Origin of the sequence: Noviherbaspirillum sp. ST9 (assembly GCF_048799745.1) — a bacterium.
In the GTDB taxonomy this organism is placed as follows: Bacteria; Pseudomonadota; Gammaproteobacteria; order Burkholderiales; family Burkholderiaceae_D; genus Noviherbaspirillum.
Window position 1 is genome coordinate 116,406 of the sequence record NZ_JBLWFR010000002.1, and the last position, 19,929, is coordinate 136,334.

At 61.0% G+C, this 19,929-nt stretch carries 19 protein-coding genes; 5 read left to right on the top strand and 14 right to left on the bottom strand.

All coding sequences use genetic code 11. The features are described from left to right. Positions 1-50 precede the first annotated feature (50 nt). Complete coding sequence (locus tag ACNOHI_RS03975; protein ID WP_420473347.1) at positions 51-701, bottom strand: arylesterase; 651 nt, start codon at positions 699-701, stop codon at positions 51-53. Between ACNOHI_RS03975 and ACNOHI_RS03980 the strand changes: the two genes are divergently transcribed. Next, positions 700-1,383 carry an ABC transporter ATP-binding protein gene (locus ACNOHI_RS03980; RefSeq protein ID WP_420473348.1) on the top strand — a complete coding sequence of 228 codons (684 nt, stop codon included), beginning with the start codon at positions 700-702 and terminating at the stop codon, positions 1,381-1,383. The genes ACNOHI_RS03975 and ACNOHI_RS03980 overlap by 2 nt on opposite strands. Before the next feature lie 2 nt (positions 1,384-1,385). On the opposite strand, the gene ACNOHI_RS03985 is transcribed toward ACNOHI_RS03980, so the two are convergent. Together ACNOHI_RS03985 and ACNOHI_RS03990 are read right to left on the bottom strand one after the other, a co-directional pair. Then, on the bottom strand, positions 1,386-2,303 hold the full coding sequence (locus tag ACNOHI_RS03985; RefSeq protein WP_420473349.1) for a DMT family transporter: 918 nt from the start codon (positions 2,301-2,303) through the stop codon (positions 1,386-1,388). Further along, on the bottom strand, positions 2,278-3,810 hold the full coding sequence (locus tag ACNOHI_RS03990; protein WP_420473350.1) for an NAD(P)H-hydrate dehydratase: 1,533 nt from the start codon (positions 3,808-3,810) through the stop codon (positions 2,278-2,280). Before ACNOHI_RS03990 ends, ACNOHI_RS03985 begins: the two co-directional genes overlap by 26 nt. A 168-nt stretch (positions 3,811-3,978) precedes the next feature. On the opposite strand from ACNOHI_RS03990, the gene ACNOHI_RS03995 reads away from it, so the two are divergent. Then, a complete protein-coding gene (locus ACNOHI_RS03995; protein ID WP_420473351.1) occupies positions 3,979-4,242 on the top strand; it encodes a DUF2249 domain-containing protein in 264 nt (87 codons plus the stop codon). 2 nt (positions 4,243-4,244) lie between these two features. Here the strand turns inward: ACNOHI_RS03995 and ACNOHI_RS04000 are convergent, their stop codons facing one another. The 3 genes from ACNOHI_RS04000 to ACNOHI_RS04010 all read right to left on the bottom strand — a co-directional run bounded on the left by ACNOHI_RS04000 (position 4,245) and on the right by ACNOHI_RS04010 (position 7,466). Beyond that, a complete protein-coding gene (locus tag ACNOHI_RS04000) occupies positions 4,245-5,357 on the bottom strand; it encodes an NAD(P)/FAD-dependent oxidoreductase (protein ID WP_420473352.1) in 1,113 nt (370 codons plus the stop codon). Continuing rightward, positions 5,350-6,603 carry a D-amino acid dehydrogenase gene (locus tag ACNOHI_RS04005; RefSeq protein WP_420473353.1) on the bottom strand — a complete coding sequence of 418 codons (1,254 nt, stop codon included), beginning with the start codon at positions 6,601-6,603 and terminating at the stop codon, positions 5,350-5,352. The genes ACNOHI_RS04000 and ACNOHI_RS04005 overlap by 8 nt, the downstream gene beginning before the upstream one ends. Before the next feature lie 158 nt (positions 6,604-6,761). Further along, entirely contained in the window at positions 6,762-7,466 is a 705-nt protein-coding gene (locus ACNOHI_RS04010; RefSeq protein ID WP_420473354.1) for a ParB-like protein, read from the bottom strand. Between the two features lie 231 nt (positions 7,467-7,697). On the opposite strand from ACNOHI_RS04010, the gene ACNOHI_RS04015 reads away from it, so the two are divergent. Next, on the top strand, positions 7,698-8,159 hold the full coding sequence (locus ACNOHI_RS04015; protein ID WP_420473355.1) for a cache domain-containing protein: 462 nt from the start codon (positions 7,698-7,700) through the stop codon (positions 8,157-8,159). Positions 8,160-8,215: 56 nt separating this feature from the next. Here ACNOHI_RS04015 and ACNOHI_RS04020 read toward each other — a convergent pair whose 3' ends face one another. Next, positions 8,216-9,535 (bottom strand): amidase, encoded by a 1,320-nt coding sequence (locus tag ACNOHI_RS04020; protein WP_420473356.1) that lies wholly within the window; start codon positions 9,533-9,535, stop codon positions 8,216-8,218. A 191-nt stretch (positions 9,536-9,726) separates the two neighbouring features. Between ACNOHI_RS04020 and purL the strand changes: the two genes are divergently transcribed. After that, positions 9,727-13,746, top strand: a complete 4,020-nt coding sequence (gene purL / locus ACNOHI_RS04025; protein ID WP_420473357.1) for a phosphoribosylformylglycinamidine synthase — start codon at positions 9,727-9,729, stop codon at positions 13,744-13,746. 59 nt (positions 13,747-13,805) lie between these two features. Here the strand turns inward: purL and ACNOHI_RS04030 are convergent, their stop codons facing one another. The 7 genes from ACNOHI_RS04030 to ACNOHI_RS04060 all read right to left on the bottom strand — a co-directional run bounded on the left by ACNOHI_RS04030 (position 13,806) and on the right by ACNOHI_RS04060 (position 18,940). Next, a complete protein-coding gene (locus ACNOHI_RS04030; protein ID WP_420473358.1) occupies positions 13,806-14,432 on the bottom strand; it encodes a glutathione S-transferase family protein in 627 nt (208 codons plus the stop codon). Positions 14,433-14,520: 88 nt separating this feature from the next. Then, a complete protein-coding gene (locus tag ACNOHI_RS04035; protein ID WP_420473359.1) occupies positions 14,521-15,297 on the bottom strand; it encodes a peptidylprolyl isomerase in 777 nt (258 codons plus the stop codon). Between the two features lie 48 nt (positions 15,298-15,345). Next, complete coding sequence (locus ACNOHI_RS04040) at positions 15,346-15,621, bottom strand: BolA family protein (protein ID WP_420473360.1); 276 nt, start codon at positions 15,619-15,621, stop codon at positions 15,346-15,348. Continuing rightward, on the bottom strand, positions 15,618-16,235 hold the full coding sequence (locus ACNOHI_RS04045) for a septation protein A (RefSeq protein WP_420473361.1): 618 nt from the start codon (positions 16,233-16,235) through the stop codon (positions 15,618-15,620). Before ACNOHI_RS04045 ends, ACNOHI_RS04040 begins: the two co-directional genes overlap by 4 nt. 16 nt (positions 16,236-16,251) lie before the next feature. After that, positions 16,252-16,644, bottom strand: a complete 393-nt coding sequence (gene msrB, locus ACNOHI_RS04050) for a peptide-methionine (R)-S-oxide reductase MsrB (protein ID WP_420473362.1) — start codon at positions 16,642-16,644, stop codon at positions 16,252-16,254. Further along, a complete protein-coding gene (locus tag ACNOHI_RS04055; protein WP_420473363.1) occupies positions 16,641-18,155 on the bottom strand; it encodes a protein adenylyltransferase SelO in 1,515 nt (504 codons plus the stop codon). Before ACNOHI_RS04055 ends, msrB begins: the two co-directional genes overlap by 4 nt. Beyond that, on the bottom strand, positions 18,152-18,940 hold the full coding sequence (locus ACNOHI_RS04060) for a Crp/Fnr family transcriptional regulator (protein ID WP_420473364.1): 789 nt from the start codon (positions 18,938-18,940) through the stop codon (positions 18,152-18,154). Before ACNOHI_RS04060 ends, ACNOHI_RS04055 begins: the two co-directional genes overlap by 4 nt. Positions 18,941-19,056: 116 nt before the next feature. Here ACNOHI_RS04060 and ACNOHI_RS04065 point away from each other — a divergent pair, with 116 nt between their 5' ends. Further along, positions 19,057-19,833 carry a class II aldolase/adducin family protein gene (locus ACNOHI_RS04065; RefSeq protein WP_420473365.1) on the top strand — a complete coding sequence of 259 codons (777 nt, stop codon included), beginning with the start codon at positions 19,057-19,059 and terminating at the stop codon, positions 19,831-19,833. Positions 19,834-19,929: the final 96 nt, after the last annotated feature.

The following is a 19,929-nucleotide window of genomic DNA, read 5'->3' on the forward strand; positions in this document are numbered from 1 at the left end:
AATGAAAAACCGCTCGCATTGTCGAGCGGTTTTTTTTTGCCTTCTGCTCTTTACCTTTGCAGCAGGGATTTCAAGTGCGGCCAGATATTGTCCAGCATAATTGGTTGTGCTTCGGCGAGCGGGTGTATCCGATCCGCCTGAAACAATTGCGGCCGGTTGGCAACGCCTTCGAGCAGAAACGGCACAAGCGGGACTTTGGCTTCCTTCGACAGCTTCTGGTAAAGACCAGAGAACCGGTCGGCATATTCTCGTCCGTAGTTGGGCGGAATTTGCATCCCAACCAGCAGGACCTTGGCCTTTGCCTTCTGCGACTCCTGGATCATCGCGCGGAGATTCGCTTCCGCCGAGGCAAGCGGAAGGCCGCGTAGTCCGTCATTCCCGCCCAACTCAATGACCACGATGGAAGGGCGGTGCTGTCCGAGCAATTCCGAGAGCCGTGCCTTGCCGCCGCTGGTTGTTTCGCCGCTGATGCTGGCATTGACGATACTGGCGTCGATTTGCTCCGCCTTCAGGCGTTGCTCAAGCAATGTGACCCATCCGGCACCGCGTGCGATGCCATACTCTGCGGAGAGGCTGTCACCGAGCACAAGCACAGTTTTTGATGCAGAATAGGCGCACGTTGCGAAGAAGACCAGCGTCAACGCCGCCGCCATCTGTATCCACCCAATTCCTTTTCCCAATTTACTGACGTTATCCTGCATGCCTGGACCTTCCTCGAAAACTGCTGCGATTGAAACCATTCATTTGAGCAAGCGTGTCGCGGATGCGACGGGTGAGTTGACGATTCTGCGTGATATCGATTTTACCGTGCAGGCAGGGGAGACGCTGGCGATCGTCGGTGCGTCAGGTTCGGGCAAGTCCACTTTGCTTGGCTTGCTCGCCGGCCTCGATACCCCCTCGGAAGGGACGGTGAAGCTCGATGGCGTCGACATCTTCGAGCTGAGTGAAGATGGCCGGGCCGGGTTGAGGCAGGCGAAGCTCGGGTTCGTGTTCCAGTCGTTTCAGTTGCTTTCGCATCTCACCGCGTTGGAAAACGTGATGCTGCCGCTCGAACTGCGGCGAGATGACGATGCGCGTGCGAAGGCGGAAGCAATGCTGGGGCGTGTCGGCCTATCCAGCCGGTTGCGGCATTACCCGAAATACCTTTCCGGGGGGGAGCAGCAGCGCGTGGCATTGGCGCGCGCGTTCGTGACGGAGCCGCCCTTGCTGTTCGCGGATGAGCCGACGGGCAGCCTCGACGCGGTGACTGGCGAGGCGGTGATCAAACTGATGTTCGAACTGAATGAAGAGCGCGGATCGACACTGGTACTTGTGACGCATGACTCTTCGATTGCCGCGCGCTGCCGGCGCACGATTACGATCGCTGCCGGCCAATTGACCTAGCGTCAGCGCGATGCCGGTGCATCGACGTGGACACGGCGATGCTCGACAAAGGCGATACCGACGCCGCCCGCACAGATGATTCCTATTCCCACGGCAGTAAGACTGTCCGGCAGCTGGCCAAAGACCAGCCATCCCATTGTCGTTGCCGAAATGATTTGCAGGTAGGCGTACGGCGCGAGGAGCGATGCCTCGGCGTGCTTGTAGGCACTGTTCACGAGCAGGTGCCCGATCGTGCTGGTAATGCCGGTCGATGCGAGGATCAGCCATTCGGCCGTCGTCGGGACATGTGGTGTCCAGAAAAAGGGAACGATGGCAGAGCTGATGACCATTCCCACCAGTCCGCCGTAGAAAAGCGTCACCATCGGGTGGTCGAACTGATTCGTTTTGCGGGTGAGGACGACCACGGCGGCGAAGATCAGCGCGGAGAGGAGGCCGAGCATCACACCGACCGGCACAATGTTTCCCCCAGGGCGCATGACAATCAGCATGCCGGTAAAACCGACTGCTACGGCAACCCATCGCGAGGCATAAGACTTTTCCTTGAGCAGCCAGGGCGAGATGGCGAGCACGAAAAGCGGCGCGCAGAAATTCATCGCCGTGCCTTCGGATAGCGGGACGATTTTCAGCACCGAGAAAAAGACGATCGTGGAGAGGAGGAGGAGCGCCGCTCGGAATAGCTGCAGGCGAGGGCGGCGCGTACGTAGGATGCTGTGACCATACTTGCGGTAAAAGTGCGGCGCCAGGACGGCGGCCATCATCAGGGTGTTCAGCGAGTACCGCATCCACGCGATCATGACCACGTGATAACCGGATTGGGCCAGCAGCTTGCCTGCGGTATCAAGCAGGGAAAGCGTCCATTGTCCAAGGACGAGGCAGGCGATGCCCAACCAGAGCTTAGCGCGGGGAGTGGCTGTCGGCATGCGCTTCTGTAAGCTGGTTCAAGAGGATGCGTATGGCGGGGATCAGTTCGCTTGCCGTCAGTCCGATGGGGCCGGCGCCTTGCCGTACCAGCGTATCCGCCGCTTGTCCGTGAAGCCATACAGATGCCAGCGCCGCATTCCAGGCTGGGAAACCTTGCGCCAGCAGGGCACCGCAAATTCCTGCCAGTACATCGCCGGTACCAGCTGTCGCCAGCGCGGGATTGCCGGTCGTGTTGATGGCGATTTCTCCATCCTGCCGCGCGATGATGCTGCCGGATCCTTTCAGGATAACCACAGCATGGAAGCGGCGGGCGAGTTCGCGCGCGGCCAGGGGGCGATCCGATTGCACTTCTTTCGTCGTTGAATCGAGAAGCCGTGCTGCTTCAAGCGGATGGGGCGTAATGATCGTGGGTGCCGACCGTTCTGCCATCCGGGTTTGCAGTCCGGGCTCGGCTGCGATCAAGTTCAGGGCGTCTGCGTCGGCGACCAGCGGTACAGAGGCAAGCAGGACGCTCGCCAGTACATCATTTGCTTCTTGCGATGAGCCCATGCCGGGCCCGGCAACGAGCGCGCCGGAGGAAAAATCCATGGCGGCGGCGGAACGGCACATCAATTCCGGTTGCACACTGTCGTACGACGGAGTATCGCCGATGAAGGCTGCATAGACGCGGCCGGCCCCGCATTTGGCGGCGGTCCTGGCCGCAAGAATGGGCGCGCCCGCCATGCCCGTTGCGCCGCCGATAATGACGACGTCGCCGAAGCTCCCTTTATGGGAATGGTGTGGGCGCTTCCTGAGGAAGCTGGCAAAGGCATCAACCGAATTCAGACGCATTTGGGAGGGGCTGAAACGGCAGGCGTCAAGGTCGAGTCCTGCTACATGGACGAGGCCGGCGTAGTCACGACCGTGCAGGGTATGGAGGCCCGGCTTGTCTGCAATGAATGTGATGGTGTGCGTAGCACGAACGGCGGTGCCGTCTTCGCCGACGATTGCGCCAGTGTCGGCGTCGAGCCCGCTCGGGACATCGAGTGCGATCACCGGGCAAGAGAGTGCATTGATGCGTTCGACCAGATCGCGGTAAATCCCGGCAATCGGCCGCGTGAGACCAATTCCGAACAGGCCGTCGATCGCAAGGTCGCAGGGGAACGTCTCGTCGGGCAGCGCCGTTGCGGCATCGACAATGTGCAGTGGGCTGTGCCGGGCACGCTCCAGCATGCGGCGTGCATCGTCGGGTAGGCGCGCAGGATCGGCGCACATCAGCAGTGTTGCATCCAGTCCGTGCTCTGCGAGAAGTCGCGCTGCTTCGACTGCGTCGCCGCCATTATTGCCGGGTCCCGCAAATGCAATGACGCGTGCGTCGGTAGATGCATGGGCCAGGACTCCAAGAGCGAATTCGGCGGCAGACTTGCCTGCACGCTGCATCAGCGTCCCCTCGGGCAGGGCGGCAAGGCTGGCCTGTTCGATCTCGCGAATCTCGGCAACGGTGTAGAGCGCGGTCTGGGCGGACATGGAGGCGGGTGGTCGGTGGGCGTGAATGGATTTTATGCCAAGTCCAACGCTGTCGCGAAAATGTCGCTGTTTTCGTTGCCCTGGTTTAAAGATTCATTTATGATGAATGTTAATGGCGATTGTCTTGAATCGCGTCTTTCCACATCGTTTAACCCAAGGAGTCCTGGCATGTCACACGATTGTTCCCGTCCGCTAGTTAATGGAGGCATTTATCCGTTCGATGCACGTGGTGTAGCGAAGCGTTTCCGCCACGCAGCGATTTTCGGCGCGCTCGATGCGCTCGAACCGGGCGAAACGATGCGGTTCTGCAATGACCATGATCCCTTGCCCCTGCTGGCGCAAATCGACAACTACTTCGGACCGCGCATCAAGATGGCCTACGTCAGCCGCGAGCCGGGCGAAATCGTCATCGACTTCCTGGTCGCTTCCTGAAGCTATTTGCGTAATAGGGCAGCCGCATGTGCCGCGATCGCGAGGGAGGCCGTCAATCCCGGCGATTCGATGCCGTAAAGGCCAAGGTAGTGCGGGCTGCCATGCGCTGCGAACAGGAAGTCGGCGGCCGGTGCGCCGGGTGGAGTGATCTTCGGGCGCACGCCGGAATAGGCCGGCTGTAAAGCATCGTCGCCGAGATCCGGCCAGTACGCGCGGATCTCGCGGTAAAAAGCTGCGGCGCGGGACGCGTCGACGCTGTAGTCGATTTCCTCCTGCGGCGCTGACAGCCATTCGACATCCGGGCCGAAGCGCGCCTGGCCTCCCATGTCGAGGGTGAGGTGCACACCGAGACCGCCTGGTTCGGGCACGGGATAGATCAGGCGAGAAAACGGAGCCTTGCCGGCGAGGGAATAGTAATTGCCTTTCGCGAAATGGGCGCCAGGAATGGATACCGGATCCAGTCCTTCAATGGCGTGCGCAAGATGCGGCGCCCACAACCCTCCACAGTTCACGAGCGTGGACGCCTCCAGCTCGGTTTCTTCACCTTCCCCCGTTTTGACTTGCAATACGACGCCTGCGTCTGTCAGCCGTCCCGACACCACTCTGCTGTCCATCGCAAATACGGCACCGTCATGTTCCGCATCGCCCTGCAACGCCAGCATGTAGCCATGCGTATCGATGATGCCGGTGTTGGGGGATGCGAGGGCGGCAACACAGGAAAGCGAGGACTCCATCGCCCTTGCGCTTTTGCCATCGAGCCAATGAACTTCGGCGCAACCATTGTCCTGCGCTTGCCTGAGGATCGCTGCCAGCTTTGGTATCTGCTGGTCGGAGGTGGCCACCACGAGTTTTCCGCAACGCCGGTAAGCAATGCCCTTCGCATCGCAGTAGTCATAGAGCGCATCGCGGCCTTGCACGCAGAGGCGCGCCTTGAGGCTTCCCGTCGGGTAGTACAGACCGGCGTGAATGACCTCGCTGTTGCGTGAGCTTGTTTCCATGCCGATCGCCGGATACCGTTCGATCACGATGACTTCGCGTCCCTCGCGGGCAAGCTCCCTTGCAATCGCCAGACCGATGACGCCCGCACCGATGACGGCACAGTCAATCCTATCCATAGCGCGACAACGTCAGCCCGTCCATGTCGATGTCCGGCGCATAGCCGGAGATGACATCGGCGAGAACCTTGCCGGAACCGGCCGCCATGGTCCAGCCGTTGGAACCGTGGCCAATGTTGACGAATACATTGCGTACCGGCGTTGCGCCGATAAGCGGCGGCCCATCGGGCAGCATCGGTCGAATGCCGGTCCAGAAATTGGCCTGCGAATAATTGGCGGCGTCGGGAAACCAGTCGCTGCCTACCTTGAGCAGTGTGCGCAGGGCGCGGTCACGCAACGCGTCGGAACGTGCACCCAGTTCTGCGGTGCCCGCGATCCGCACGCGTCCTCCAAGGCGCGTGATGGCGACGCGGTAGGCCTCGTCCACGACGGCGGCCTGCGGGGCGTGTTCGAAGTTCTTGATGTGCGCGGTCGCCGAATAACCCGTTACCGGATACATTGGCACATGGATTCCCAGTGGCTTGAGCAGGCTGGCGCTGTCGATGCCTGCAGCGACGACCACGGCGTCGGCAGGATAGCGGCCTTCGTCAATCTGCAGGGCAACGCCTCTCGACTCCGTTTCGATCGCGTGCACGGTGCTCGTAAAGTGGAACTGCACACCGATGGAACTGGCGATCTGCTTGAGGCGCTTGGTGAACAGCGGGCAGTTGCCGGCCTCGTCCTGAGGAAGGTAGATGCCGCCAGCCAGCGGCGTGTCGGATGCAAGCGCCGGTTCGATCGCGCGGACGCCTTCGGCGTCCAGGATCTCGTGCGGCAATCCGTTCTCGGCCAGGAGTTCGATACCCGGCGCGGCGAGCAGGCGGTCCTTCTCCGTCCGGAACAGTTGCAGCACGCCTTGCGTCTGCTCATAGTCGATCTGGTAATAGTCGCGCATCTGGCGAAGGATGTCGCGACTGTACAGCGCCAGGCGCTGCATGCGCGAGCGGTTGATGCGATAACGCTCCAGTTCGCATTCCGCCATCCAGCGGCGCACCCAGTGCCACATCGTGCGATCCAGGCTGGGCTTCAGCCTGACCGGGGCTTCGGCGCGAAAGAGCTGGGAGAGAATCCTTTTCGGCATGCCGGGAGACGCCCAGGGAGCGGCATAGCCCGGGGCCACCATGCCGCCATGGGCAAAGCTCGCCTCCTGGGCGACGTTCTGGTGCCGTTCGATGACCACGACGTCATGCCCGGCTTCCGCAAGGAAGTATGCGGTACAGACGCCGACGACGCCACCACCGACCACTGCTACTTGTTTTTGTGTCACAGAATAACCTGATTGCTATGGACCGCAGTCGAGAGGATAAGCCGGAATGCGGGCAGGCGATGTTCGCCCGGGTCAAGAAATCGTAGACCGCCGGACATATTTCTAGTTCAAAGCCGTAATTTTATTCGACGACGGACCATGCGGCATCCGCGTCGTGCTCAGTGCTTGCAGGGACCTGGGTAGCCGGGCAGGTCCCGGGCTTCCGGCTGGCATGCAAGCACCTCGGCTGCCTGCATGGCCTCCAGAAGGTTGAGGCGGTCTATCGGCCGCCATCCCATGCGGTCACCGAAATACCGTGCCCAGTGGAATTCCATGAAATACGCATCCGTCTTGCGGTAGTAACCGGCATCCTGCGCATATCCGGCAAGCGCGCGGTACGGATCGTCGGCCATGTCCACCAGCCGCCTGGGCAGCGCGGACGGCTCGATGGGTTTGCCCTTCGCATCGTACAGGTAGACCCAGCGCCGGGCTTGCATCTCCTGCCAGAACGTCGCGGAATTGTCGAAACGCCCAATGACTTGGGCAGTGGCGCGTTGCGCGCCTACCCGTACGAGGACGCTTGCAAGGTGATGGCTGTCGGTCAGGTAAAAGTGGCCGTCGGGCCCTTGTACGACCGGAATGGGGCGCCTGGCCGTAGAGCGCACAAAATCGGTGTCACCCGTCATGCGCGCCGCGCGCTCCTCGACCTGGATCATGCCTACGGCGGATTGGGTGGGGTGCAGCGTGGCGAGGTTGATTTCACATGTCGCGTTGAGTGGAATGTCCCGGCTGCATTGAGGCGCTGCAAAGCTTGTCGTCAGCGGCGCGAGTGCGATGGCAAGGGAAACGAGAAAGCGCGAGGAAGCGCGGGGCAGGCGATGCATTGTCTGTCGGTCAACGGAGAAAACACGATGATACCCCGCCTTCGCGCCTCGGTATCGGCGACCGGTTTTCTTTCTCGGATCGATGATTGCCGCCTGACGTACGTGATGGTACGTAAGGCGCGGTGCGTAGTTGTACGCTTGTGCCGCGTTGCCAACGGCAGAATACTTTGCGGCAGGTGACGGTGGGCGTCACCAAGAACAATCAACAGATTCCAGTCAGGGAGAGACAACATGAAACATCTGCTGAAAACGATCACGACGGCAATGCTTGCATTGCTCATTCATGCAAGCGCGACGGCTGCGGACCGGGGCTCCGCCGACGAGGCGGTTGCCATGGTCAAGAAGGCGATCGCCTACATGAAAGAGAACGGCAAGGAAAAAGCCTTTGCCGAGTTCGGCAACCCTGGGAACGCCGCATTCCACGATCGCGACTTGTACATCTTTGTGTATGACCTGAACGGTAACAGCGTGGCGCACGGGAACAATCCGAAGATGGTCGGAAAGAACCTGCTGGAAATGAAGGACCATGATGGCAAATTCATCATCAAGGGCTTCATCGACGTCGCGAATGCCAAGGGCAAGGGCTGGGTGGACTACAAGTGGCCGAATCCCGTGACCAAGGCGGTGGAACAGAAATCGGGTTACGTTGAAAAAGTCGACAACCTGATCGTGGGGTCGGGCGTCTACAAGTAATCCATTCGACAACGGTGCGGGAAGTTGGCGCATGCCGGATCCGGCATGCGCTTTTTTTATTGCGCTTGCAGTGTGCGTTCGATCGCGCGGGCCACAGCAAGGATCTTGCGGTCGGACATTGCGGGACCTGCAACCATCAGGCCCACGGGCAGCGTGCCCTCCGCATGGCAGGGCAGGGAAACCGCACAGCCGTCGAGGAGGTTGATGGTGGACGGATTGCGCAGCAGCAGGCTGTTCGCCTTGAAGAAGGCTTCCTCCGATCCTTCGAGCTCGGCAATGGCTGGCGCAACGATCGGCACCGTTGGCATGATCAGCGAATCGAAGGGGGCGAGCGCCTCTTCCATGCGCGTGATCCAGTCGCGGCGATTCCGATGCATGTCGATGTAGTCGGCGGCACTCACCGATTCGCCCATTCTGATGCGCTTGGCGACGCGGAAGTCGTACTCCGCCTCGCGTGTCGACAGGAGGCTCCGGTGCCAGGCAAAGGATTCCGGGCCGGAGAAACGATTGAGGGAGGACGCTTCCGCAAGTAGTCCAAAGGGCACGTCGACGATCTTCGCGTCTGCTTTGGAAAGTCGTGACAAAGCGTCGGAGAAGGATGCGGCAACATGTGGTTCGAGACTGTCGAGCATGACCGTCTGCGGTACTGCCAGGCGCAGCCCGGCCAGAGGCAGGTCGGGAATGGACAGGACAGTATTGGCGATGATGTTGTCGACCAGGATGCAGTCATCCACGGAGCGCGTCATCGCGCAGATCGTGTCGAGTGTCGTGGATAGCGGTATGGTCCCGGCAGTCGGTACGCGGCGGGCAGTCGGCTTGAAGCCGACGACGCCGCACAGCGCCGCGGGAATGCGGATGGATCCGCCAGTATCGGAACCGATCGCCGCCACGCACAGGCCAGTAGCGACGGAGACGGCCGCGCCCGAGGACGAACCGCCCGGAATGCGGGCGACTGCGGTATCGGCCGGATTGGCGGGTGTCCCGTAGTGCGGATTCAAGCCGACGCCGGAGTACGCGAATTCCGTCATGTTCGTCTTGCCGATAATGGCAGCACCGGCAATGCGCAAGCGTTTGACGACCGGCGCGTCGGCTTTTGCCGGGGCGGAATCACGCAGCACCGTCGACCCTGCAAGGGTCGTTTCGCCTGCAACATCGATCAGGTCCTTGATCGACACAGGCAGGCCGGCAAGCGGCGAGACTTCAACCCCTGCGGCACGCATGCTGTCCGCATGTTCTCCGGCGGCGCGAGCGGCTTCGGGATAAAGGCGGGTGAAGACGGAGGGGAATTTTGCCGCCTCGTCCAGGCTGACTTCCACGAGTGAAAAGCGGGAATAGCGGTCAAGGGCGGGTATCGATTTGGCGGTCAGCGGATTCATGCGGAATACGATTGGTCCAAGGGTGGGTGCGGCTCGCCAACAATAGCACACGGAGCGGATTGCCAGGCGGCGCGGCCGGTGCATTGACAAGCTGCCATGATGGCTCCTCGCGGTATAATCTCGGATTCCGATTTAACCTGCAACCACGCCGTGCCCGTCCACGGCCGCGCTGCATCAATTCTCTTGCCGCCATGTTGATTCTGCCGGGCTCCAATGCCCTGTCTGCCTTCCGTACCCAGCGTCTTTTGTCACAATTGCAAGCAGTCGAGCCCGCCATCATCGGGGTCACCGGGCGCTTCCTCCATTTTGTCGATGCGGCAAACGCACCGAGCCAGGATGACATCGGACGCCTGAACGCGCTGCTCACCTATGGCGAGCCCTTCACGGCGTCGGCGGACGGCGATGAATTCGTGGTCATCCCGCGATTCGGCACGATTTCGCCGTGGGCTAGCAAGGCGACCGACATCGTCCACAATTGCGGCATGACGCACATCAAGCGCGTTGAGCGCGGCGTGTCCTATCACGTGCAGCTCAAGACCGGCCTGCTTGGCGGCGCGAAGAAATTGTCGGAGGCGGCGATCCTGGAAGTCGCGGCCTTGCTGCATGACCGCATGACCGAGGCCGTGCTGCGCAATGCGAACGACGCTGCGGGCTTGTTCCGCGAACTCGATGCCAAACCGCTGGAGTTCATCGACGTCCTGGCTGGCGGCAGGCAAGCACTCGTCACCGCCAACACCGACCTTGGCCTCGCGCTGTCGGAAGACGAGATCGACTACCTGCTCAACGCGTTCACCCAGGCGAAGCGCAACCCGACCGACGTCGAGCTGATGATGTTCGCGCAGGCCAACAGCGAACATTGCCGCCACAAGATTTTCAATGCGGACTGGACGATCGACGGCGTTGCGCAGGACAAGTCGCTGTTTGCGATGATCAAGAATACGCACCAGCTCAATCCGAAGGGCACGGTGGTTGCCTACAGCGACAATTCGTCCATCATCGAAGGCGCGTCAGTGATGCGTTTCTTCCCGAACGGCGCGAAGAACGGCAACGTGTACGAGGAGAAGGAAGAACTCACCCATATCCTGATGAAGGTCGAGACGCACAACCACCCGACGGCGATTTCGCCGTTCCCCGGTGCGTCCACCGGCGCCGGCGGTGAAATCCGCGACGAAGGCGCAACCGGCCGCGGCGCGAAGCCGAAGGCGGGCCTGACCGGCTTCACGGTTTCCAACCTGATGCTGACGCATTCCGTCCAGCCTTGGGAAAATGCGCGCGATGCGACCGAACCGGTCGCACAGCGCGAGCATCACGGCCAGTCCGGCATCTACGGCAAGCCGGACCGCATCGCATCTCCCCTGCAGATCATGATCGATGGCCCCATCGGCGGCGCGGCGTTCAACAACGAATTCGGCCGCCCGAACCTCGGCGGCTACTTCCGTACCTATGAACAGAAGGTCGCGGGCAAGGTTTACGGCTATCACAAGCCGATCATGATTGCCGGCGGCATGGGCAACATCTCGGCCAAGCACACGAAAAAGCATGACCTGCCGGTGGGCAGCCTGCTCATCCAGCTCGGTGGACCCGGCATGCGTATCGGCATGGGGGGGAGTGCCGCGTCGTCGATGGCGACGGGCACCAATACAGCCGACCTCGATTTTGATTCCGTGCAGCGCGGCAATCCGGAGATGGAACGCCGTGCGCAGGAAGTCATCAATGCCTGCTGGGCGATGGGTGATGACAATCCCATCCTTTCCATCCATGACGTCGGTGCGGGCGGTTTGTCCAATGCCTTCCCCGAAATCACCAATGACGCGAAGCGTGGCGCGATCTTCGACCTGCGCAAGGTGCCGCTGGAAGAAAGCGGAATGGCGCCCAAGGAAATCTGGAGCAACGAGTCGCAGGAACGCTATGTGCTGGCGATTGCGCCGGAAAGCCTGCCGCTGTTCCAGTTCCTGTGCGAACGCGAGCGTTCACCGTTCGCGGTTGTCGGTACGGCGACCGAAGAGCGCCAGCTGAAGGTGATCGATCCGGAACACGACAACAATCCGGTCGACATGCCGATGGAAGTCCTGCTGGGCAAGCCGCCGAAGATGCACCGCAACGTGGCGCACGTGGCCAACAACTTCCCCGCTGTCGACCTCACCGGCATTGAACTCGAAGATGCTGCGCAGCGCGTCCTGCGCCTGCCGACCGTGGCAGACAAATCCTTCCTGATCACCATCGGCGACCGCACCGTCGGCGCAACCTCGGTGCGCGACCAGATGGTCGGTCCATGGCAGGTGCCGGTGGCCGATTGCGCGGTCACTGCAATGAGCTTTGAAGGCTATCGTGGCGAAGCCATGGCCATGGGCGAGCGTACGCCACTGGCCGTCGTCAATGCGGCGGCATCGGGGCGCATGGCCGTCGGCGAAGCAATCACGAACATTGCCGCTGCGCCTATCGCAGATATTTCGGACATCAAGCTGTCCGCCAACTGGATGGCCGCATGCGGCCAGCCTGGTCAGGATGCTGCCTTGTTCGACACCGTGAAAGCGGTCGGCATGGAGCTGTGCCCGGCGCTGGGAGTCAGCATCCCGGTGGGCAAGGATTCGCTGTCCATGCGGACGACGTGGAAGGATGCGGAAGGCAGCAAGGAAGTCGTTTCGCCTGTGTCGCTGATCGTATCTGCGTTCGCGCCTGTGCCGGATGTGCGCCTGTCGCTCACGCCGCAACTGCGCAAGGATCTCGGCGACACCGCGCTCATCCTGATCGACCTCGGCCGCGGCAAGAACCGCATGGGCGCGTCGGCGCTCACGCAGGTGATGCAGCAGATCGGCAACGATGTGCCCGACGTCGACAGCGCGGAAGACCTCAAGGCCTTCTTCAATGCCATCCAGCAGCTCAACACTGAGCGCAAGCTGCTCGCCTATCACGATCGTTCGGATGGTGGCCTGTTCGCCACGCTGTGCGAGATGTCCTTCGCCGGCCGTACTGGCGTCTCAGTCAACCTCGACATCCTGACCATGGAAGGCGAGCATGCCTCGGATTCCGGCGAGGCGAAGAATTGGGCGGGCCAGATCGCCGAGCGACGCAACGACATGACGCTGCGCGCCCTGCTCAGCGAAGAGCTGGGCGCAGTGATCCAAGTGCGCGCCGACGAGAAGTCGGAGGTGATGAACGTGCTGCGGTCATACAACCTTGGTGCGTGCAGCCATATCATCGGCAAGCTCAATGACCGTGATGCTGTCGAGTTCACGCGCGATGCGAAGGTGATCTTCAGCCAGCAGCGCGTCGAGCTGCAGCGCCTGTGGAGTGAGACCAGCTGGCGCATCGCGCGCCTGCGCGACAACCCGGCTTGTGCCGACGCGGAATACGACCGCATCCTCGACACGTCCGATCCGGGCATGACGCCGAAGCTGGCCTTCGATCCGCAGGAGGATATCGCCGCGCCTTACATTGCGACTGGTGCGAAGCCGAAGGTAGCGATCCTGCGCGAGCAGGGCGTCAATTCGCATATCGAGACCGCCTACGTGATGCACAAGTCCGGTTTTGAAGCCGTGGACGTCCATATGAGCGACCTGATCGCCGGACGTGCGCGACTGGATGATTTCAAGGGATTCATCGCCGTGGGCGGTTTCTCCTACGGTGACGTCCTCGGTGCAGGCGAGGGCTGGGCGAAGACGGTCCTGTTCAATGCCAGGTTGGCCGAACAGTTCGCCGGATTCTTCAATCGCGGCGATACCTTCGCGCTGGGCATTTGCAATGGCTGCCAGATGATGAGCAATCTCAAGTCCATCATTCCCGGCGCGCAGGCATGGCCGAAGTTCACCCGCAACAAGTCGGAACAGTTCGAAGGGCGATTTGCGATGGTCGAAGTGGCGGATTCGCCGTCGATCTTCTTCGCGGGCATGGCGGGAACGCAGACGCCGATCGCCGTTGCGCATGGTGAAGGCTTTGCCGACTTCTCGCAGACCGGTGACATCAACCAGGCTCTAATCGCGATGCGCTGGGTCGACAACAAGGGCCAGGCGACCGAGGCTTATCCGTTCAATCCGAACGGCTCGCCGCAGGGGATTACCTCGGTGACGACGCCGGACGGCCGGTTCACGGTTATGATGCCCCATGCGGAACGCGTGTTCCGCACGGTGCAGCACTCCTGGCATCCGGACGGCTGGGGCGAGTACTCGCCGTGGATGCGCATGTTCCGCAATGCGCGCAAGTGGGTCGGCTAAGACAGATTTGCTTCCACTAATGAAAGGCACTCCCCGCGGAGTGCCTTTTTTGCTTTTGGTCAGTGCTTGGACGATTTCAGGAAATCATTGTTGATCGCGTTGGCACGTTGCCAGGCAGGACGGGCATACAGACGCCCGACATAGGCTTCGAACACCGGGCGCTTGTCGATCGAGCCAGACATCATTCCCCAGCCGAGACTGGAGCCGACGTACACATCGGCCGCGGTGAACTGCTCGCCGCAGACGTACGGACCGTCGGCAAGCGCTTTTTCGACAGCATTGATCGCGTCGTCGTAGCTGCCGAAACCCACGAATTTGCTCTTCCCAGGCGGCACCTGCCAGCCCAGCGATCTGGCAGTCGCAGCGGCCTCGAGTGGTCCTGCTGCGAAAAACAGCCAGCGGTAGTAGGTCCCGCGCGTCGGTTCACCTGCGGGTGGAGCCAGCATCTTTTCCGGGAACAGGTCGGCCAGATATGCGCAAATGGCGGCTGCTTCCGTGACGACGACATTTCCGTGCCTGAGTGCGGGTACTTTGCCCATGGGGTTGAGGGCGAGATAGGCACTGTCCTTCATTGTCGAGCCGAAGTCCAGCCATGCCGTCTTGTAATCGGCCCCGGTTTCTTCCAGCATCCAGTGGACGATGCGCCCGCGGGATTGCGGGTTGGTGTAGAACTCGAGTTCATTCATCGCTCGCCTCCGTGAGAGTGGTGCAGGATGACAAGCATATAAAAAAAGGCGCTCCAGTGGAGCGCCTTCTTGTTGATGCATTCGGCCTTTACTGGATCTTGGCCTTCTTGCGCAGGTCTTCCTGGTAAGCCTGCAGCTTCTTCTGCTGCAGCGATTCCGCGATCTGCGGCTTTACTTCTTCCAGGGCCGGCAGCTTGGCCGTGCGCACGTCTTCCAGTTTGATCACGTGGTAGCCGTATTGGGTCTTCACCGGTGCTTCGGTGATCTGGCCCTTCTGGAGGCCAACCATCGCGTCGGAGAACGGCTTTACGAAGGAGGCCGGGGAGGCCCAGTCGAGGTCGCCGCCGTTGGCTGCGGAGCCCGGATCCTTGGACTGCTTGGCCAGGTCTTCGAACTTGGCGCCGCCCTTCAGCTTGGTGATGATGGCCTTGGCTTCGTCTTCCTTGTCGACGAGGATATGGCGTGCGTGGTATTCCTTGTCGCCGGCCTGGGACTTGAACTTGTCGTACTCGGCCTGGATTTCCGCGTCCTTGACCGGGTTCTTCTTCAGGTAGTCCTGCACCAGTGCGCGGATCGCGATCGACTGGCGGGCGATCTCGACTTGGTTCTTGACGTCGGCCGAGTTGGACAGGCCGAGCTTGTCGGCTTCCTGGATCAGGATTTCACGGTTGATCAGCTCTTCCTTGACCATGGCACGCAGTTGCGGTGAATCCGGCTGGCCCTGTGCTGCCAGTTGCTTGATCATCGCGTCAGCGCGGGAGGAGGGAACGGGCTTGCCGTTGACCACTGCGAGGTTCTGTGCGAAAGCGGGCAGTGCAACTGCGGTGACGAGCAGCATCAGCAGGCGAGCGGGTTTCAGTGTCATTGTTTTCGTTCCTAGTTACGAGGGATGAAAGATTGTAAATGCGGCGCGCTATTTCGCAACTTCCGACGGCGCCAATGCGATGATGTTGAGGGCGTGTATGTCGCTGGTCATCATGTCACGGAGGCAATCATACACCAGCCGATGGCGCGCCACGCGGTTTAACCCATCAAAACGGTCGGAAACAATGCGGACGCTGTAATGTCCTGCGCCCGAGGCGGCGCCTGCATGCCCCACATGCAGGTGCGAATCATCGACAAGTTGACATTCAAGAGGTGCAAAAGTTGCGGTCAGCCGGCTCCGCATTTTTTCGATACGTTCGCTCATCGCTGGTCCTTCACATGTTTGGACAGGAAAACGCTCTGTGCGACGACGAAGGCGATCATCAGCCCGGTGAAGCCGAAGAGCTTGAAGTTCACCCAGAACGACGTTGGAAAACTGTAGGCGACATAAAGATTGACGACGCCCATTGCAGCGAAGAAGCCCGCCCATGAGAGGCTGAGGCGCTGCCATACGGGATCGGGCAGCGAAATCTGCTTCTCCATCATCATGCGGATCAGGTTCTTTCCGAACAGCGTCTGCGCAATCAGCAGCGCCGCACCGAAGCACCAGTAGAGCACGGTCGGCTTCCACTTGATGAAGGTTTCGTTGTTGAAGTAGATGGTGGCGCCACCGAAGACGGTAATGATTGCGAGTGAAACCCAGAGCATGCCGTCCACCTTGCGACGGCGCAGCAGCAGGTAGCCGATCTGCGCGAAGGTGGCGAGGATGGCGACCGCTGTCGCGAGCATGATCGGCGCCTGGACCGAGGTGGCCGCTCCGGAAGTCACGCCGGACAGGAATTGCTGGGCGAGGGCCTGGGCTGCATCAGGGTGTCCTTCACCCCACTTGAACATGGCGAAGAACAGGATGACAGGGAAAAGATCGAATAGGAACTTCATTGAGCCAGGCTTTCCGTTACTTGGGGTCAAACCGCAATGACGCGGAGTTGATGCAATAGCGCAATCCCGTAGGCGGCGGTCCATCCGGAAAGACATGGCCGAGATGCGCGTCGCAAACATTGCACAGGATTTCGGTGCGTATCATGCCATGACTGCGGTCCACGCGCTCGGTTACATGCTCGGGATCAAGCGGCTTGAAGTAACTGGGCCAGCCGCAGCCGGAGTCGAACTTCGCATCCGATTCAAACAGTGGCGTGCCGCAGCAGACGCAGGTATAGATGCCATGTTCGTGATGGTCCCAGTAGCGTCCGGTAAACGCGCGTTCGGTTGCGGCGTTCCGGGTCACCTGGTATTCGATGGGGTCAAGTTGGGCCCGCCATTCGGCGTCGGTTTTCACTACCTTGTTCATGATGAGCAGCTCACTTCCAGTTCGCTCGCCCAGTCGGGCGGCAGGTTCGCATATGCCTCGTGCTCCGGTTGCTCGTCAAAGGGGCGTTCGAGAATCTTGAGCAATTTGGCAACTTCCGAGAAATCCTTATTTTGCGCCTTTTCAATGGCGATTTGCGCCAGGTAGTTGCGGAGGACGAATTTCGGATTCACCGCGTGCATGGCGGCACGGCGTGCGGCGTCCTCGCTGTTTTCCTGTTTTAGCCGCAGACGGTATTGCACGGCCCAGGCGTCGAAGGCCGGGCGGTCGATGAAGAGGTCGCGCAAAGGCTCGTCGGACGCCGGATCGTCCATCTTCAGGTCGCCAAGGCGGCGGAAGAAGAGGGTGAAGTCCACATGACTGCCCTGCATCATGTTGAACATGGCGTCGATGAGGGCGCCATCTTCCGGCAGCGTCGATTGCAGGCCAAGCTTGGCATGCACCAGTTGCTCGAGCTTGTCGTCGTAGGCCGGCTTGTAGATTTCAAGCGCAGCCTGTGCATCGTCGACTTCCCCGATCAGCGGCAGCAATGCCTGGCCGAGTGCGAAGCAGTTCCACTGACCGATACGCGGCTGCATCTGATACGCGTAGCGCCCTTGGTGATCGCTGTGATTGCAGATGTGACGCGCATCGAATGCCTCCATGAAGCCGAATGGGCCGTAGTCGATGGTAATGCCGAGAATGGACATGTTGTCCGTATTCATGACTCCGTGCATGAAACCGATCGCTTGCCATTGTGCGATCAGTTCGGCCGTGCGGCGCGTGACTTCTTTCAGCAGCGCCTGGTACGGATTCGTCGCGTCGCGAAGCGCCGGGTAGAAATGATCGATGACGTAGTCCGCGAGTATCTTCAGCTCATCCTTGCGGTTGTTGTAGAACCAGTGCTCGAACGAGCCGAAGCGCACGAATGTCGGGGCCATCCGTGTCGCGACCGCGCCGGTCTCGGGCGTCTCGCGCATGACAAGCATGTCGGTGCCGACGACGCAGAGCGCGCGGGAGGTCGGGATGCCGAGCGCCGCCATCGCCTCGGAGCACAGGAATTCGCGGATCGAGGAGCGCAGGACGGCACGGCCGTCGCCCATGCGGGAGTAGGGCGTCAGGCCCGATCCCTTCAACTGCAGTTCCATGCGGCCGCTCGGGTTTTCCGCCGAAGGAGCGCCGGCAGGGACGTCGCCGAGGAGAATGGCGCGCCCGTCGCCCAACTGGCCGGCCCAGACGCCGAACTGGTGACCCGAATAGACTGCCGCGAGCGGCGTCGAGCCGGGCAGCGTGCTGTTCCCGGCGAAGGCCTCCACAAAAGCTTCGTGCGCAAATTCGGCCGGGTCGAGGTTAATCAGCTCAGCGGCACTTGTGCTTGCGCCGACGAGATAGGGGGCGCGAATCGGCGTCGGGCGAAGACGTGTGTAAAAATCCTCCGGCAGTCCCGCGAAAGAGTTTTCAAGCGGCAATGATTCTGCGGTGTGGCAGAAGAGGCCAGTGTCCGGTGCGTTCATGTGGTTTCCTTGCTGCGCCTGGCATGATGGCCAACGGCGCCTGACGGGCTTCGACCGCGTTGCTGGGCAAGGTCCGGAAAAGCGACCTTGTGCAACGCGTCGGGCTGCTTGATCGATATGCGGCCATATTTGGTCTGGATCAAGCCGTTTTGTTCCCATCCTTGCAGCAACTTCGAAATGCTCTGTCGCGACTTGCCGAGCAGATGGCCGAGCTCTTCCTGTGTCAGCGGGACTTCGCGTATGCCTGCAGTCGTCGCTGCTTCCAGCATGGACGGCTTCAGATGCGCCAGTTCGAGCAGGCGTCGCGCGAGGCGCTGCGGCAGGGGCGCGACAGCGGCTTCTTCAACGAGGTCGAAAGTGGCACGCAAACGCAGGCACAACATCTTCGCAAAGCGTTCGTAGATGGCCGGGTAGTTGTCGAGCAATCGCTTGAAATCGGATTTCGAATGAAACAGCACCGTCGTCGGGCCTACCGCATAGCCGTCATGGGAGCGGGGGAGCCCGTCGAACAGCGAAATCTCCCCGAACCAGCTTGGCGCGTCGAGTACGCCGATCGTGGTGGCGTGCCCGTCTTCCGTTGTCCGGGTAAAGCGCACGGAGCCGCTCGCAATCGTATAAAAGCCGTCGGCTTCGGCACCCCGCGCATGCAGCAGGGTGCCGTCGCCGACCGGGCGCAGGCTTCCGCAGGCCGCTGCATCCGCAATGACCTCATCGGGAAATCCCGCGAGCCACGACTTGCGCAGCAATTCGGATTTGTCGATGTCATGCGGGCGGCGGATAACCATGGCGAATGTTAAGAAGTTGACAGTCTTGTGCAGTGCGTTATGCCGATACTAGAACGACAAGACCAGATCTGCACCAGGCAGGCGCCCATATTTTGACAGAGAAGAGGAGACCCCATATGAACGCCCCTGAAAAGCTGGCGATCCCTTCGTTACAAGCCCGTGTTTCTCCAGAGGAATGGCAGACGCGCGTCGATCTCGCCGCATGCTACCGGCTGGTGGCCAACTTCGGCTGGAGCGACCTCGTTTTCACGCACATCACTGCACGCGTACCCGGCGAAGAGGACCGGTTCCTGATCAACCCCTATGGGATGATGTTCGACGAAATCACCGCGTCCTCGCTGGTGAAGATCGACCTTGACGGCAACAAGGTCGAGGAGTCGCCGTTCCCGGTCAATCCGGCCGGTTTCACCATTCATTCGGCAATCCACGCCGTCCGTCACGATGCGCAATGCGTGTTGCACACGCACAGCGTGAACGGCGTCGCGGTGTCCGCGCAGAAAGAAGGTGTACTGCCGATTTCGCAGCAATCGATCTTCGTGCTGTCCAGCCTGGCCTACCACGGCTATGAGGGCGTGGCGCTGAACGCGGAAGAAAAACCGCGGCTCGTGGCCGACCTCGGCGACAAGACCTACCTGATGCTGCGCAACCATGGCCTGCTCACGCTGGGCAAGACGATCGCCGACGCCTTCGTCAACATGTACATCTTTGAGGCAACCTGCATGATCCAGGTCCGCGCGCAGGCGGGAGGGGGCGAGCTCGTCCGTGTCCCGCAAGCCATCATCGACGGTGCGCAGCAACAGGCAAAAACCGTGACCAAGTCGCAGGGCGGCATGCTGGCATGGCCGGCACTGCTGCGCCGTCTTGACCGCATCGATCCGTCCTATCGGACCTGAAGCAGCATCTTCTCCACGCCCCTGTCCGCCGGCAGCACGCGCTCGCCGGCGGCTTTCCGCTTTTCGTCCTTGCCCGCTGCACAGACTGCGGGTACA